Origin of the sequence: Nostoc sp. (genome assembly GCF_036917575.1) — a bacterium.
Classification (GTDB): domain Bacteria; phylum Cyanobacteriota; class Cyanobacteriia; order Cyanobacteriales; family Nostocaceae; genus Nostoc.
The window spans coordinates 1-15,804 of record NZ_JBALDC010000055.1; the positions used below are offsets into that span (position 1 = coordinate 1).

A 15,804-nucleotide genomic window follows, 5' to 3' on the forward strand; every position below is an offset into this window, starting at 1 on the left:
CTCTTCAGAAAGGTGATTTTTGGCTGGCATAAGTGGCTGATACTAAATTAATTATTTAATCTCTTATTATACAATCTAGCTGCCTAACAGCTTATCACCAAAAGGGAATTTTAATTGATACAAATATCCTACTTCTTTACTTTGTTGGGACGGTCAATCGAGAAAGAATAACCCGATTTAATCGAACACAGCAATTTATACCAGAAGATTATGATCTTTTGCTAAAAATCATTAGCAAATTTCGGAAACTTGTAACAACCCCAAATATTTTGACTGAATTCTCTAACTTTGTCGATAAACTTGTTGAACCTGAACGTTCTCAGTGCTTTGCAATATTCGCTCTATTTGTTCAAAATGTTGATATGTTGGATGAATACTATGTAAAAAGCTTAGATGCTGTTAATACTGAAAAATTTTTAAAATTCGGACTTACTGATAGTGGAATTCTAACTTTATCTAAAAGAAAGTATCTTGTACTAACTGATGACTTTAAGCTTGCAAATTATCTTCCGAGTGTAGAAGTTGACGTGATTAACTTCAACAATATTCGTGTCTTTAACTGGAAGTAAAAATATGAAATTATTTTGGAATCGTTAATTTTTCTAATTTCCATACAAAAATTAAAAAATGCCTGGGAGTGTTGCCGTGTTTCCACCCCAGGCATTTTTTATTTTTAACTTGCTCCTCACACACAAATAAACCATACCACAACTTCCATTAAATGGCAAGTATATTGAGCGATATTTTCAAAACTGCACAAGTAATCTGATTTCTGCCCAATTAAAAAGCGCCTGGGAGTGTTGCCGTGTTTCCACCCCAGACGCTTTTTACTTTTAACTTGCTCCTCACACACGAATAAACAATATCACTACCTCTATCAAAGGTCAAGTATATTGATTAAAACTTTCAAAAATATACAAGCGATTTAATTTTTGCCCAATTAAAAAGCGCTTGGGAGTGTTGCCGTGTTTCCACCCCAGACGCTTTTTATTTTTAACTTGCTCCTCACACACAAATCAAGAATATCACTGCTTCTATCAAAGGGTCAGTATATTGAGTGACACTTTTGAAAGTGCACATTTTACAGTCAATAATTTAGTGTAAAAAATGACGTACACCAGTTAAGACCATCAGCAAACCCAGTTCGTTAGCAGCAATGATAGAATCTTTATCGCGTAAACTTCCCCCTGGTTGGACAATGGCTGTAATTCCTGCTGCTGCGGCTGTTTTGACTGAATCATCAAAGGGGAAAAATCCATCGCTGGCGAGAGTTGCACCTTTGGCTTTTTCCCCGGCTTGTTCTAGAGCTATTTTAACTGAGCCGACGCGATTCATTTGACCAGCACCTACTCCTAGTGTAGTGCGATCGCTTGTCACAACAATGGCATTCGATTTAACGTGTTTGCAAACTTTCCAAGCAAACAGCAATTCGGCTAATTCGTCAGGTGTTGCTTGACGTTCGGTGACTACTTGCCATTGACTGGTATCCGCAATGATGTCATCGCTAGTTTGGACGAGGAAACCACCTGCGATCGCTTTTACTGTATCATTAGGGCCACTGCTCAAATCTGCTAGAGTCAAAACCCGCACGTTAGATTTTTTGCCCAGGATTTCTTGAGCTTCTGCATCACAACTTGGTGCAACCACACATTCTAAAAATGTTTTAGTTAACTCGCTAGCTGTAGCTGCATCAATTGGGCGGTTGAGTGCAACAATCCCACCAAAGGCGGAAGTAGAATCTGCATTGAAAGCTTTTTGGTAAGCTTCATAAATTGTGCTTCCCAGTGCCGTACCACAGGGATTTGTATGTTTGATAATCGTTGCGGCTGGGGTATCAGTAAATTCAGCAATAATTCGGCGTGCAGCTTCTAAATCAACCAAATTATTATAACTAAGTTCTTTGCCTTGCAGTTTTGTCGCAGCTGTCCATCCCGTTGGAGTAGAACCAGTTTGATACCAAGCGGCGGGTTGATGAGGGTTCTCGCCGTAACGCAGAGATTGTAATTGTGTGCCGCTAAAAGTGTACTGCTGTGCTTGGGCGAGGTAAGATGCGATCGCTTGATCATAGCTAGCAGTATGCGAAAACCCTTTTAATGCTGCCTTTTGCCGAAACTCTAGGGATGCTTCGCCGTTATTTTGCCGCAATTCTTCCAAATACTCGTCATACTGTGCCGGATCGCATAATACAGCGAGATGGGCGAAGTTTTTCGATGATGCTCGTAGCATTGCTGGGCCACCGATATCAATTTGTTCAACCGCCTGGGATAATGTTACCCCTGGTTTAGCGATCGTTTCCTCAAAAGGATATAGATTCACCACCACTAAATCAATCGGGCGAATTTGGTTATTTTCTAAATCTGTAATATCTTCGGGAACATCTCGCCTGGCCAAAATTCCACCGTGAATTCGGGGATGTAGGGTTTTGACTCGACCACCTAAAATTTCTGGTGAACCTGTGTAATCTGCAACTTTGGTAACAGGCAGTCCCGCATCTTTGAGGGCTTGGGCTGTTCCCCCACTGCTGATTAAATCAAAGTCGAATTCTTCAACCAAGCTACGGGCTAGGTCAATTAAACCAGTTTTGTTAGATACACTCAGCAGGGCTAGACGCACCATCGATCAATTCCTTAAAAGTAGGCCAGAAGCAAAGGATCTTAAGTTTTACATAAGCCTTGGTTCACTTCAAGAGTATTAGAAATTATTCTGAGATAGCGTAGTGGCGTGACAACAAAAGGAGTTGGACACGGTTCTCTGTACCTCCGTTAACATTGAATAGTCTGAGCTAGCAAGGAGAAAAAGGTAGATAACTACTTAGTGATATGATATTTCGCTTGTGCTTGGATTACTTTTAAACCCATTTTGGTTTTCGGATAGGCTCTCAATGTATACATTTATCAGCAAATAATATGAAGGGTATGCAAAGATTTTTATTGAAATATAGATATCTAAGTAAATATTTGGTATATATTCATTGTAGGATTATATTAGATATTTCCTGTTTTCAAGCTAAACATCCACCAGCAATAACCCAGAAGAGGACATAAAGATTCTCTATCCTCTACTCTATTAAGTGTTCCCTATTTTTTAAGCTATTAAGACTTACGCATTGACAAATCAACTAAATTATGATACGTGGTTTTCAGGCATTCAATCTTGATTTTTATACTAATTTTCAGAGGTACTTACGGTTTTTACTGACCTACGCTACTGATGAAAGATCATTGAAATACTCCTGAAACTAGTTTTATTCTGAATCCCCACGCTCATAAATTTGTACGATGCCTAAGACTGAGATAGTCCGAGATGGTTAGATAAGTGCTACGTAAAAGCCACTCATCGGAGAATCTTCAGAGGAAAATTCGCAACCTCAAGGGTGACATAAAAGAATGTTGAAACGTCAACATTTGGCGGATTTTCGTGCGTTCAAACAGCACTAACTACAACTTGAGAACTTAATTTACTCAAAAAATCAATTCAGGTAAGAAAAAGTTATGGCAAATATCATTGGAACCAACGGGAATGATACCCTACTAGGGACTAACAGCGACGATACAATTAACGGTAATGGTGATACTACTACCTCAAGTGATCAGGACAACGATCTTCTGACTGGTGGCGGTGGCAAGGATAAATTTATCTACAACTTAAGCTATCCTTTGTCTAATAGCAACATCGATACTATTACTGATTTCGGTGGCGTGGGTAAGGGCATAACTCCCTCAGCAGCAGTTATTGCTGAAGTGGATACCATCCAATTCGGCGATGGTTTTACTGCCCAAAATCTGCTGCTTACTCAGAATGGCAGCAATCTGGAAATCACCTTTGAAGTGGGCGCTTATTCAGCGTACGCTTTTCCAAAAATCATTCTTAAAAACTTCAAATTAGAAAACCTGGATAATCTGCCAGCAATTTCTTCACGACCTGCTATTGGCAATATTCTGTTTGATGGACAAACTAGCATCACCGACAGTTTTGATGTGTTTAATGCCAACTCTACTCAAACTAACTTGTTCAACAAGAACACTGTGACATTCCTCAATGACCTTGACAACAACATTATAGGTTTAGACAACTCAAATGATGTGGTGAATGGTCAGGCGGGTAATGACAAAATCGATGGCTTGAGTGGTAACGACCTGTTACGCGGTGGTACGGGCCATGATACTCTCATCGGTGGTAAAGGGGATGACTCACTTCAGGGTGGTGAAGGGGATGACTTACTTAAAGGTGGTGAAGGAAATGACTCACTTCAGGGTGGTGAAGGGGATGACTTCTTGTGGGGTGATGCAGGCAATGATAACCTCTTTGGTGGTACGGACAATGACACCCTTTTTGGTGGTAGTGGTGACGATCGCCTGGATGTTGGTTCCTCAAATCTTGATTTTTTTGTAGGAGGCAATCACCTGCTCTCTGGAGATAATGGCAACGATACTCTCTCTGCCTCAGGCTACGATAACCGCTACGATATGAACAATTACTCCTCTGGTAACAACACTCTCAACGGTGGCGCTGGTGACGATTACCTGATTGTTAACTTTTCAAAAGGCAATAACTTGCTGAATGGTGATGACGGCAACGATACATTCTTCTACGACTTCTCCTACGACTACAATGGCAGTAGTCCCAATGATACGATTGATGGAGGTAAAGGTGAAGATTTATTGTACTATAACACCAAAAACAATTTTTACTATGATAGCACTAGCAAGGGAATAACTTCGACTTTTAATCCTATTACTAATATTGGCTCAATTACGTTAGGCACGTCACTGGTTAACTACAAGAATATAGAGCTAAATATCAAAGGTACACAGTACGATGACTTGATTGTGGGGAGCAACGGCAATGATACGCTCGATTCGGGCTTGAGTGGCAATGATACGGTAGATGGGGGAACAGGTGACGATTTGTTGAACCTCGATGACACAAGTGCTACCGGGGGAATTATTTCGACTTTCAATCCTACTACTAATATTGGAACAATTACGGCAGGTACGAGACTATTTAACTACAAGAATATTGAGCGATTAAATATCAAAGGTACACAATACGATGACAATATTGTGGGGAACAATGGCAATGATACCCTCGATCCGGGCACGAGTGGAAATGATACGGTAGATGGGGGAATAGGTGACGATTTGTTGAGCTTTTTTACTGATGCTACCGGGGGAATCATTTCGACTTTCAATTCAAATACTAATATTGGAACAATTACGGCAGGCACGAATCGCGTTAGCTACAAGAATATCGAGCGATTAAATATCTTAGGTACATCCTACGCTGACAATATTGTGGGGAGCAATGGCAATGATACGCTCGATCCGGGCACGAATGGAAATGATACGGTAGATGGGGGCACAGGTGATGATTTGTTGTCCTACAAAGGTGGCGAGGGAATCACTTCATCTTTCGATACTAGCACTAATACTGGCTCGATTACATCAGGCACAAATCAGGTTAGCTACAAGAATATTGAACGATTAAATATTTCAGGTACAGAGTACGATGATTTGATTGTGGGGAGCAATGGCAACGATACGATAATAGGAAACTATTCTTTCAATGCCGGATATCGTGAACCTTATACGGTTGAGGTTATTAGTGGCAATGACACAATAGATGGGGGCGCAGGTGACGATTTGTTGATCGTCCATAACGGCATTGGTAGCGAGGGAATCACTTCGACTTTCAATGCCACCACTAACACTGGCTCAATTACGGCGGGGACAAATGGGGTTATCTACAAGAATATCGAACGATTAGATGTCATAGGTACAAATTACGATGATTTGATTGTGGGGGGCAATGGGGATGATACTCTCAAGGGTGGTCTTGGCAATGATATCCTCATAGGTGGCAAGGGTAATGATAAACTCTATGGAGAATCTGGTACTGATACCTTTGCTTTCAATAATTTCAATGAAGGCATTGATAAACTAGATGATTTCAACACTACTAATGAACTGATTCGGGTATCATCTGCTGGTTTTGGTGGCGGATTATCAGCAGGTTCACTTCAGACAAGTCAGTTTAGCATCGGAGCATCTGCAACCACCAGCACTCAGCGATTTATTTACAACGATGTTACAGGTGCATTGTTCTTTGATCGAGATGGCAGTGCGAGTGCTTTTACTCAGGTACAATTTGGACAACTTTTGAGTGGGTTGTCACTAACCAAAAACAATTTTGTGGTTGTTTAATCGTGATTAGCGCTCTATAACTCTAAGTATAGAAAATCGAAAATGGTCGGATTGCGAGGTGTCTAAAATAGTAACTCGCATCCGATTTATCAATGCAATTATAGCGATCGCGTCTGGAGTTCTTTCCCAGAGAAAGTTTGTCAACAATATTGGCATCACCGTTTTAAAAACCTTCAGGTGCGAATAACTACAGAAGCTTCATTGGCTGGCTTTAAAAAGTCTTCTTGGCCGCTCATGATTTCACCACTATCATCGGTGTGAATCGCGGTTAACTCAAAACTGCCGATTTGTATTTTCCATAAATTACTTGACGACGTAGGTATTCTTTAGGCAAGCAGCAAATGCCGCTAAATATTAAGTCCACTTGAAGAGATAGGATCTATAGCAGGAGGCAGGAGGCAGAGGGCAGGAGGCAGGAGGTAAAACTATTGGTAACTCTCTTCTTTCACCCCATCCTTATGTCCTAACCTGTGTGACTACGGCTATATGTACAAAAGTAGAATTTTAGGAGAAAACCTCTGTCTTTACAAGCTATCACCGTTCCCACAGCAACTTCTCAACCCCCCGCAGGCTTAATTGTCACTTTACATGGTTGGGGTGCTAATGCTGAGGATGTAGCATCTTTGTTACCTTTGCTCAACTTACCCGATTACCAATTTGTATTACCCAACGCACCTTATCCTCATCCCTATTCCTCTATAGGGAGGGCATGGTATGACCTGCGGGGAGAAAATATGTATCAAGGGTTGGCAGAAAGTCGGCAACTGCTAACAGATTTCTTGGAATCTTTAGAAAGTACCACTGGCATACCCTTGTCACGTACCATTTTAAGTGGATTTTCTCAAGGTGGAGCAATGACTTTAGATGTCGGCTCAAAATTGCCTTTAGCAGGTTTAGTTGTCATGAGCGGGTATTTACATCCTGATGCAGTAATGGCAAATCAAAAAGGGATTCCGCCAACTTTAATCACTCATGGTAGATATGATGAAGTTGTACCCTTACAAGCTGCTTTGAAGGCACAAGAAACTCTAAAGTCTCTAGGAGTGGCAGTAGAATACCACGAATTTGATATGGGGCATGAAATAGATCCAAAAACCTTAGAGGTACTACGAAATTTCGTTGTGAATACAATTGCTTAGTCAGGATCACGAATTTTTTATAAATTCTGGTACAAATTCTAACAATTTTCACGAACTTAATGACTTCTAATGAGTAATATATATTGGGTGGCTGCGAAAGAGCGCAACTTAACCCATGCTGAAGGCGAGTGCTGGATAAGGGAGGGGCAAGTATTATGACAACTCTAAGCATTTCCCAAAAAGAAATTGCTGCCATGAATGCAGTAGAAGTAGAAGAATTAGCTACACGTCTGGAACTGGATAATTATAGTAATGCTTTTGAGGGTTTAGATGATTGGCATTTATTGCGAGCGATCGCATTCCAGCGTCCAGAGTTAGTTGAACCTTACATCTACCTCTTAGACTTGGAACCCTATGATGAAGCGTAGTTGAGGTTAAGAGTTAGGACAGACGTGATTAACCCTTGTCTGTACAAGAATTAGGAGTGGGAAATTAATATTCGTAACCACTTGCTCCTAAGTTACTACTTACTCCTAACTTTTTACCATGACTAATCCAAAATTGAACAGGGTTTTAATTGGTGTAGGTGGCGGTATCGCCGCCTACAAAATCTGTGAACTGGTTTCGACGCTGTTTAAAACCAAAGTGGAAGTTCGAGTCATTCTCACTCGTTCGGCGCAAGAATTTATCACGCCTCTGACTTTGGCAACTCTATCTCGTCATCCTGCCTACACAGATGATGATTTTTGGCAACCAACTCACTTTCGTCCGTTGCATATTGAGTTAGGTGAATGGGCAGATGTGATGGTAATTGCCCCTTTGACAGCTAATACATTAGCAAAGTTAGCCTATGGGATGGCAGATAATTTACTCACAAATACCGTACTCGCTTCTACTTGTCCCGTGCTGTTAGCACCCGCAATGAATACGGATATGTGGGAACAGTTATCAGTGCAGCGAAATTGGCAACAGTTATTGACAGATAGCCGATATCATGGAATGAGTACAGCATCAGGGTTATTAGCGTGCGATCGCATCGGTGCTGGTAGATTAGCAGAACCTCCAGAAATATTCGCTTACATCCAATCTTTGTTACATACTCAAGGTAAACGAGATTTAGTAGGTAAACGAGTCTTAATTAGCGCTGGAGGAACGCGAGAGTATCTTGACCCAGTGAGGTTTATTGGTAATCCTTCCACGGGTAAAATGGGATTGGCGCTATCTCAAGCCGCACTTCACCGAGGGGCAAGTGTTACTCTAGTACATGGCCCAGCTAACTGGGATGTACCATTGGGCGTACAAGCGATTCCCGTTGTTAGCGCCGACGAAATGCAGCACGTCATGGTGGAATGTTTACCCAACGCTGATCTAATTGTGATGTCAGCAGCCGTGGCAGATGTGAAGCCACGAGATTATAGTATAGAGAAATTACCTAAGCGATCGCTCCCCCAAGCTTTACCTTTAGAACCCGTACCGGATATAGTCGCCCAGTTAGCAGAACAGAAACAACCACATCAAATATTAATTGGTTTTGCTGCACAAACTGGAGATATTGTCAAGCCTGCGTTAGAAAAATTAGCTCAGAAAAAATTAGATGCGATCGTTGCTAATCCTATAGATCAAGCTGATAGTGGTTTTGGGAGTGATAATAATCAAGCGATATTTTTAGATAATCAAGGAAATCAGCTAGAAATTGCACCTTGTTCTAAATTAGAAATGGCACATCAATTATTTGATTTTCTTGCGTCCAAATTTTAGATTTTAAATAGATTTTAAATTTTGCTAAAAGTAGAAACGTTGCAATGAAGAGATGAAACAACTAGCAACCGAATCATCAGCCACCTGGCGTTTCATCCCAACGCTTCAGACATCAGGAGCAGTGCAAATGGCGATCGATGCTTGGTTGTTCAACCAATGCGAAAATCGACAACATCCGCCTACCCTGCGTTTTTATAATTGGTATCCTTATGCTCTCTCCTTGGGACATCTGCAAAAACAATGGCCTGCCGAATGGCATAATCTGATTTACCAGGGACAGCCACTCAATCTAGTTCGTCGTCCAACGGGAGGTAGAGCTGTTCTCCACCAAGGAGATTTAAGCTACGCCCTGATTACAAGAGCTAGTACTGGAAAAAGCTGGGGTACTTATGAAAACATCTGTAACTTTTTGATCCAAGGCTGGCAAACCTTGGGTATTGAATTAAATTATGGTTCTGCTAGACGGGGTTACATTCACAATCCCAGTTGCTTCAACACAGCAACAGCAGCTGATTTAGTTACAGTCGATGGAAGTAAATTTATTGGTAGTGCTCAACGGAAGGGAAGAAATACTATTCTTCAACACGGCTCGATGATTTTGTCTACAGACAAAGGTTTATTTCAGAAAGTCTTTGAACAATCGGCTCCGTGGAATACCTCACTTTGCAACACACACCAAGAGGATGGCTGGATTGCAAAGATTGTGGATACACTGACAGAGACGGCAAAACGGTACTTTGGTATAGAACTAGTTACCCAACCATTTACTGATCTCGAATGGCAAGATATTCTCAAATTGCGCTCGCTGTATGAAGTGCAATCGCCTATTTCAAAACTTTAGTACTTCCTAAACTTCCTCTTTGTAAGACTTTTGTACATACTACAAAAGTCTTACAAATATAAAGTTGCGATCGCATTGTGCCAGTTGCGTAAGTCCTGGAAGTTTTATTGAGCAATTTCCCTACAAAGTCAACACCCTACCTCTAGGCTCGGTATGCGATGCTAAAATCTTTTTGGTGTGAGGTTTTTTGGTTAGTTGTATTGCCTTTTGGTCGGGTAGAAAGCCCCATTTCCTTGAGCAAACGGTTAATGTGGCAACTGCTGACCTTAATTCCTAATTCTTTTCCCAAATGCTTGCTTAACCATTGTGCTGTCCAGCGTTCAAATGAATAGCCAACAAGGCGCGGACTATGGCTTACCAATTCTTTCAAGCGAACGAGGTATTGCTCACTCACAGTTTTAGGCCGTCCCATCAAGCGATCGCTCCATTTGTGAGCCTGTCCTGTTTGGGCGATCGTAATCCAGTAGCGTGCAGTCTCTTGAGAACATCCCAAAGCTTCACAAATTTGAGCCTGAGATTTACCTGCATCGCAAAGCAGCATAATTTCAATGCGACGGCGGTATTCTGGACGTAAATCAGTTTCTAAGCTTTTCAGTAGGTATCTGCGCTGAAAGGGTGTTAAGCAAAGACCTGGATTTTCCATAACGATTCCTCTTGGTAGAACTTGCACTCTTTGGAAGTTCGTTTATCTTCTTTGCGAACCTCTGCTTACTTATCAGAATCAAAAGTCCAGGAATTCCACAACTAGTTACAAAAGTTCATAATTCTCATGTGAATGGTCAGAAGTTAGGCTTTTCAAGCGTTGATGCTGTGACTGGTCAAAAGCAGCGATAAAAAAGTGACGATGAAATCAAAGATATAACTTCAGTATCAAGGTGGGTGACTTGCAGTATTTCAGAGCGTCAAAACATTTTAATTTACAAGACAAAAATACCTTTAACTTGAAATTTAAAAAGCTTAAATAATGAAAACATAAGTACTTGATTTATGCGTATAAAATCACTTTGAACCTATTGTTTTTATCAAGTTAATATCAGAAGATTTAAATGGAGTTAGACAAGATATCACTAATTCCACATCAACATCAATCTAGAAAAGGAAAACGATAATGTCAAACACCAAAGAACATTTTAATCAACTTGATGCAATTGCGGTAACAGAACTTGACAATGAGGCTGCTGCTGCTATTCAAGGTGGTGCGGCATTGACAGTCTACCAAGACGTCGGTCTTGCAAATCAGCTAGGCGAATTCAACATTGGCAAGGGTCGACTGAGTGCAAGTGCAAACGATGAGATTAGCTCGATTAGAATTACCGAAGGTAGATGGAAATTTTACGAGGATGCGAATTACAAGGGTGCAGCCATAGACTTTGGACCGGGAAACTACGACCTTACTTCATATAAGTTTGGCTTTTTGGGTATTAGATCTTGGAATGACAATATCTCATCTTTCAAACGAATCGGATGAGCGAGCACTTTGAACGCTCCAATTCCAGTTAGGGTGATCTCACAAAGTAACTGGAAGTTGGAGATCTTAGTTTCCAGTCCTTCTAGAGGATAACTCTGGGCTAAGCACTTACTTTTGTTGAGCATATAAGCTCTGAACTAGTAGGGGCGAGACATGTTTCGTCCCTATTTTTTGTTTGCTTGTAATAGAAAAATTTACACTCTGTCCGAATAGCGAACTATTTATAGGTACAGGTCTTGAAGATGCGATACCAAATTAGCGATAAAAAAGTGACGATGAAATCAAAGATATAGCTTCACTATCAAGGTGGGTGACTTGGAGTATCTCAAAGCGTCAAAATACTTTAATTTACAAGACAAAAATACCTTTAATTTTAAATTTAAAAGTTTAAATACAAGTACTTTAATTATGCGTATAAAATCGCTTTAAGCCTATTGTTTTTATCAAGTTAATATCAGAAGATTTCAATGGAGTTAGACAAGACATCACTAATTCCATATCAACATCAATCTAGAAAAGGAAAACGACAATGTTAAACACCAAAGAAAACTTGAAACAAATTGAAATGGACACTATTCAACAAGAACTATTGTTCACCGAGTTGACTCCCGAAGCAGCAGCTACCGTCGAGGGAGGCTTTCTGTACACTACGGAAAGAGTCACCACCAGGTTGAATATTCGTGAGCGTCCCACCACCAAATCCGACAAGATCGGGTATTTCCTACCTGGGGACGTCTTTGAGGCGTCAGCTAAAGTCACGAACGGGTTCCGCAAACTCTCAGAACGAGCAGGATGGGTGTCAGCTGAATTCACCCGGCGCGTCTTGAAAACTTCAGCTGGGTTTATAAAATTAACTTAGAGTCAAGTAGCTAAATCAAAGCACGAGGAGTTACTAACCAAGCTAAATAATTTTCATTGTTTAAATGACAGCTTTGCGGCGGTAGCCTAACGCCTAGTAGTCTGATCAGACAAGCTGAACACTCACTTTGGTTGGAGCAGAGCAGTTGCTCCGACCGAACTTTCTCCCCAAGATAGGTCTAGGTATTGAGTAGGCAAGGCAAACACTCGAAAATCTAAAAGCTGAACCCTAGCTCTAATCTGAGAAAATAACCTGATTACACTTTCCAAAACCATATACATGACATTTGTAGGGGCGTACAACAATCGCTTCTACATGAAATTTTTTATGCTCAAAAACAAAATTTGGAAAATCAAAGTATTTTTTTATATAAAAGATTTGAATAATGAAAACATAAGTACTTGAGTTATGCGTAAAAAATCACTTTGAACCTATTGTTTTTATCAAGTTAATATCAGAAGATTTCAATGGAATTAGACAAGACATTACTAATTCCACATCAACATCATTCTGAAAAAGGAAAACGATAATGTCAAACACCAAAGAAAACTTCAATCAACTTGATGTAACTCTAGCTGTCAAGGAACTTGACAATGAGGTTGCTGCTACCTGTAGTGGTGGAGCTCCTAAATTTTATACCGGTGGGAGTAACCCAGATGTGATTTTATATGACGACATAAATTTTGGATCAAAAGCAGCATTGCCAATCAATGCAGAACTGTATGGTGGTGATTCTAACCTTGACAACAGCGCCATCGGTAGCGGTTGGAATAACAGGACTTCGTCCATTAAAGTAATAAGAGGAACATGGAAGATATACAGAGACAGTGGGTATAAGGGTACAGTCGTAACGCTGAAGCCAGGATCCTACCCTAATCCCAAAGCATTTGGTCTTCCAAACGACTCATTGACTGGGATTATACGGGTAGGTTAGCTCTAGGCTGACTGTAACTGTTCTAAAAATTGGTGTCTAGATATTCAACTGCTTGGGAGCAGATGCTCTCAAGCAGTTGAATATCCTAGTTAACTATTGCTGCTCGTGTAAGCGAGCAGCTATAAACTTTATCCCCTAGTTTAATATTTCAACGAGTAGACTGAACCAAACTCCACTGCTATGAGCCTTGTTAATATATAAACTACTCCCGGAGCGCGATCGCCCCTTAAAGGGTTCCTATAGAGCATCGCCCTTTTCATTCAATCAAATTAAGCGAAAACAAAAAAGGTTCCAGCGGAGAAATGAAATACCAAATTGTACTTCAACACAGTGAAGAAGACTGCGGTGCTGCCTGCCTCGCCACTGTCGCCAAACACTACGGACGCACCTTTGCCATTAGTCGAATGCGGGAAGTAGTTGGTACAGGATCACGGGGAACCAGCCTGCTGGGTTTGAGGCGGGGTGCAGAAACTCTCGGATTTAATACGCGTCAAGTTAAAGCCTCTCCACAACTGCTTGACTCTTTGCATAAAGCCCCTCTACCCGCCATCATTCACTGGAAAGGCTACCACTGGGTCGTTTTATACGGGCAAAAGGGGAGAAAATATGTAATTGCTGACCCTGGTGTAGGCATCCGCTATCTCACCCGCGAGGAGTTGAGCGAAGGGTGGGGCAATGGCATCATGCTGCTGCTAACGCCAGACGATAGCCGTTTTTATCAGCAATCAGATGATAAAATTGGCGGCTTTGGGCGTTATCTGATGCGGGTTTTACCCTATCGCGCTATTCTGATTCAAGCGATCGCAATTAACATCGTCATCGGACTACTTTCCCTTGTCTCTCCCTTGATGATGCAATTGCTCACTGATGACGTGTTAGTGCGGGGAGATACCCAACTGCTAACCGTGGTGGCAATTGGAGCGATCGCGATGAATCTATTTAGCAGTGCGATCGGTTTGGTACAATCTCACCTAATTGGTCACTTTGGTCAACGCCTGCAATTAGGACTGATTCTAGAATACGGACGACAACTGTTGCGTTTGCCCCTCTCGTATTTTGAAGGACGGCGCAGTGGGGAAGTAGTCAGTCGGATTGCCGATGTGAATCACATCAATGAGCTAGTTTCTCAAATTGTCCTCGGTTTACCCAGCCAATTTTTTATCGCCTTGGTTTCCTTGGGCTTCATGCTCTTTTACAGTTGGGGACTGACTTTGGCTTCCTTGGCTGCCTTTCTGATTGTTACCCTCGTCAATCTGCTTTTTCTCCCAGCTTTGCGCCAGAAAACCCGGAATGCGATCGTCTTAGGTACAGAAAACCAAGGCTTTCTCGTTGAAACTTTTCGCGGTGTCCAGGTACTAAAAACTACCCAAGCCACTCCCCAAGCTTGGCAAGAGTATCAGGCAAATTATGGTCGGCTGGCTAACTTGGGCTGGAGTATGATGAAGTTGGGGCTTTACAGTGGCACAATTACTAATATTATTTCTACTTTTACTAGTATTGCCTTACTGTGGTTAGGCTCGTATTTAGTAATTAATCGCACCTTAAGCATCGGTCAGTTGCTAGCATTTACTGGCATGAGTGGTAACTTTCTCGGCTTTTTGAGTTCAGTTATCGGCTTAGTTGATGAGTTCATCACTGCCCAGATTGTCATCCAACGCCTAACAGAGGTGATTGATGCTACCCCAGAAGATGACAAAGACGAGAAAAAGCCTTGGGCAGAACTGAAGGGCAATATAGGTATTACTTGCACTAACCTTAATTTCCACCACGCAGGTAGAGTTGACTTGCTGCAAGATTTTTCGCTGATTATCCCTGGTGGTCAAGTCATTGGGCTGATTGGTAAATCCGGTTGTGGTAAAAGTACCCTCGCCAAACTGCTTGCAGGTTTATATTTCCTTCAATCTGGCAATATCCGCTATGGCATCTATAATCAGCAAGACCTCTCTATGGAATGTCTGCGGCAACAGGTGGTGCTAGTACCTCAAGAACCTCACTTCTGGAGTCGCTCAATTATTGAAAATTTCCGCTTCAGCTATCCTCAAATTGGCTTTGAACAAATTGTGCAAGCTTGCGAGATTGCTGGTGCAGATGAGTTTATTAGTAAACTGCCCGATAAATATCAAACTGTTTTAGGGGAATTTGGCGCGAATCTTTCTGGTGGACAACGACAGAGATTAGCGATCGCTAGAGCTATAGTTACTGATCCGCCGATATTAATTTTAGATGAATCCACTGGCGCTCTCGACCCAGTGAGTGAAGCCAAACTGCTAGATAGACTGCTGTCTCATCGACAAGGCAAAACCACAATTATGATTAGCCATCGCCCCAAAGTCATCGGGCGGGCTGATTGGATTGTACTTCTTGAAGAAGGACGTTTGAAAATCCAAGGCACTCCAGAATCTCTACGCCATCAGTCTGGCGAACACTTAGATTTCTTAGACAGCGTTGACCCATTCACAAATAGTTTAGTAGCTAAATCCTCCAATCACTCTAACGGCAAATTCAGCGCAATCAGCAAATAAATCATCTATGACTTACGCATTGACAAAAAATATCATCCATGAATTCTAAATAACAACTCATTGTTCAACATTCAACAGAGGTTAAAGAATGAATACAAAATTTTCAAAGCTATCTTTTACGATTAATAAATACGAAACTG

The 15,804-nt window shown here is 41.3% G+C and carries 12 protein-coding genes and 1 pseudogene; 11 read left to right on the plus strand and 2 right to left on the minus strand.

The genetic code is table 11. The annotated features are described in order from the left end of the window. The first annotated feature begins 269 nt into the window (after nt 1-269). Nucleotides 270-569, plus strand: coding sequence for a hypothetical protein (locus tag V7K79_RS16630; RefSeq protein ID WP_335049112.1), 300 nt, complete (start codon nt 270-272; stop codon nt 567-569). 526 nt (nt 570-1,095) lie between these two features. Here the strand turns inward: V7K79_RS16630 and purH are convergent. Beyond that, nucleotides 1,096-2,616: a bifunctional phosphoribosylaminoimidazolecarboxamide formyltransferase/IMP cyclohydrolase gene (gene purH, locus V7K79_RS16635; RefSeq protein WP_335049113.1), complete on the minus strand. Its 1,521-nt coding sequence runs from the start codon at nt 2,614-2,616 to the stop codon at nt 1,096-1,098. Nucleotides 2,617-3,491: 875 nt separating this feature from the next. Here purH and V7K79_RS16640 point away from each other — a divergent pair. The 6 genes and pseudogenes from V7K79_RS16640 to V7K79_RS16665 all read left to right on the plus strand — a co-directional run. Then, nucleotides 3,492-6,203: pseudogene (locus tag V7K79_RS16640) on the plus strand (beta strand repeat-containing protein); the annotation flags it as partial. 58 nt (nt 6,204-6,261) lie between these two features. Then, nucleotides 6,262-6,390 (plus strand): hypothetical protein, encoded by a 129-nt coding sequence (locus tag V7K79_RS16645; protein WP_335049115.1) that lies wholly within the window; start codon nt 6,262-6,264, stop codon nt 6,388-6,390. A gap of 331 nt (nt 6,391-6,721) precedes the next feature. Next, complete coding sequence (locus V7K79_RS16650) at nt 6,722-7,342, plus strand: alpha/beta hydrolase (RefSeq protein WP_335049211.1); 621 nt, start codon at nt 6,722-6,724, stop codon at nt 7,340-7,342. 155 nt (nt 7,343-7,497) lie between these two features. Further along, a complete protein-coding gene (isiD, locus tag V7K79_RS16655; protein WP_335049116.1) occupies nt 7,498-7,710 on the plus strand; it encodes a protein IsiD in 213 nt (70 codons plus the stop codon). A gap of 118 nt (nt 7,711-7,828) precedes the next feature. Further along, nucleotides 7,829-9,040 (plus strand): bifunctional phosphopantothenoylcysteine decarboxylase/phosphopantothenate--cysteine ligase CoaBC, encoded by a 1,212-nt coding sequence (gene coaBC / locus V7K79_RS16660; RefSeq protein ID WP_335049117.1) that lies wholly within the window; start codon nt 7,829-7,831, stop codon nt 9,038-9,040. Nucleotides 9,041-9,092: 52 nt separating this feature from the next. Further along, nucleotides 9,093-9,881 (plus strand): lipoate--protein ligase family protein, encoded by a 789-nt coding sequence (locus V7K79_RS16665; protein ID WP_335049118.1) that lies wholly within the window; start codon nt 9,093-9,095, stop codon nt 9,879-9,881. 142 nt (nt 9,882-10,023) lie between these two features. Here V7K79_RS16665 and V7K79_RS16670 read toward each other — a convergent pair whose 3' ends face one another. Further along, on the minus strand, nt 10,024-10,524 hold the full coding sequence (locus tag V7K79_RS16670) for a helix-turn-helix domain-containing protein (RefSeq protein WP_335049119.1): 501 nt from the start codon (nt 10,522-10,524) through the stop codon (nt 10,024-10,026). Between the two features lie 465 nt (nt 10,525-10,989). On the opposite strand from V7K79_RS16670, the gene V7K79_RS16675 reads away from it, so the two are divergent. The 4 genes from V7K79_RS16675 to V7K79_RS16690 all read left to right on the plus strand — a co-directional run bounded on the left by V7K79_RS16675 (nt 10,990) and on the right by V7K79_RS16690 (nt 15,664). Then, the gene (locus tag V7K79_RS16675; protein ID WP_335049120.1) at nt 10,990-11,349 is read left to right on the plus strand and encodes a beta/gamma crystallin-related protein; all 360 of its coding nucleotides are present in this window, start codon (nt 10,990-10,992) and stop codon (nt 11,347-11,349) included. A 529-nt stretch (nt 11,350-11,878) separates the two neighbouring features. After that, a complete protein-coding gene (locus V7K79_RS16680; protein ID WP_335049121.1) occupies nt 11,879-12,208 on the plus strand; it encodes an SH3 domain-containing protein in 330 nt (109 codons plus the stop codon). A 529-nt stretch (nt 12,209-12,737) separates the two neighbouring features. Continuing rightward, nucleotides 12,738-13,142 (plus strand): beta/gamma crystallin-related protein, encoded by a 405-nt coding sequence (locus V7K79_RS16685; protein WP_335049122.1) that lies wholly within the window; start codon nt 12,738-12,740, stop codon nt 13,140-13,142. Between the two features lie 302 nt (nt 13,143-13,444). Then, nucleotides 13,445-15,664, plus strand: coding sequence for a peptidase domain-containing ABC transporter (locus V7K79_RS16690; RefSeq protein WP_335049123.1), 2,220 nt, complete (start codon nt 13,445-13,447; stop codon nt 15,662-15,664). Nucleotides 15,665-15,804 lie beyond the last annotated feature (140 nt).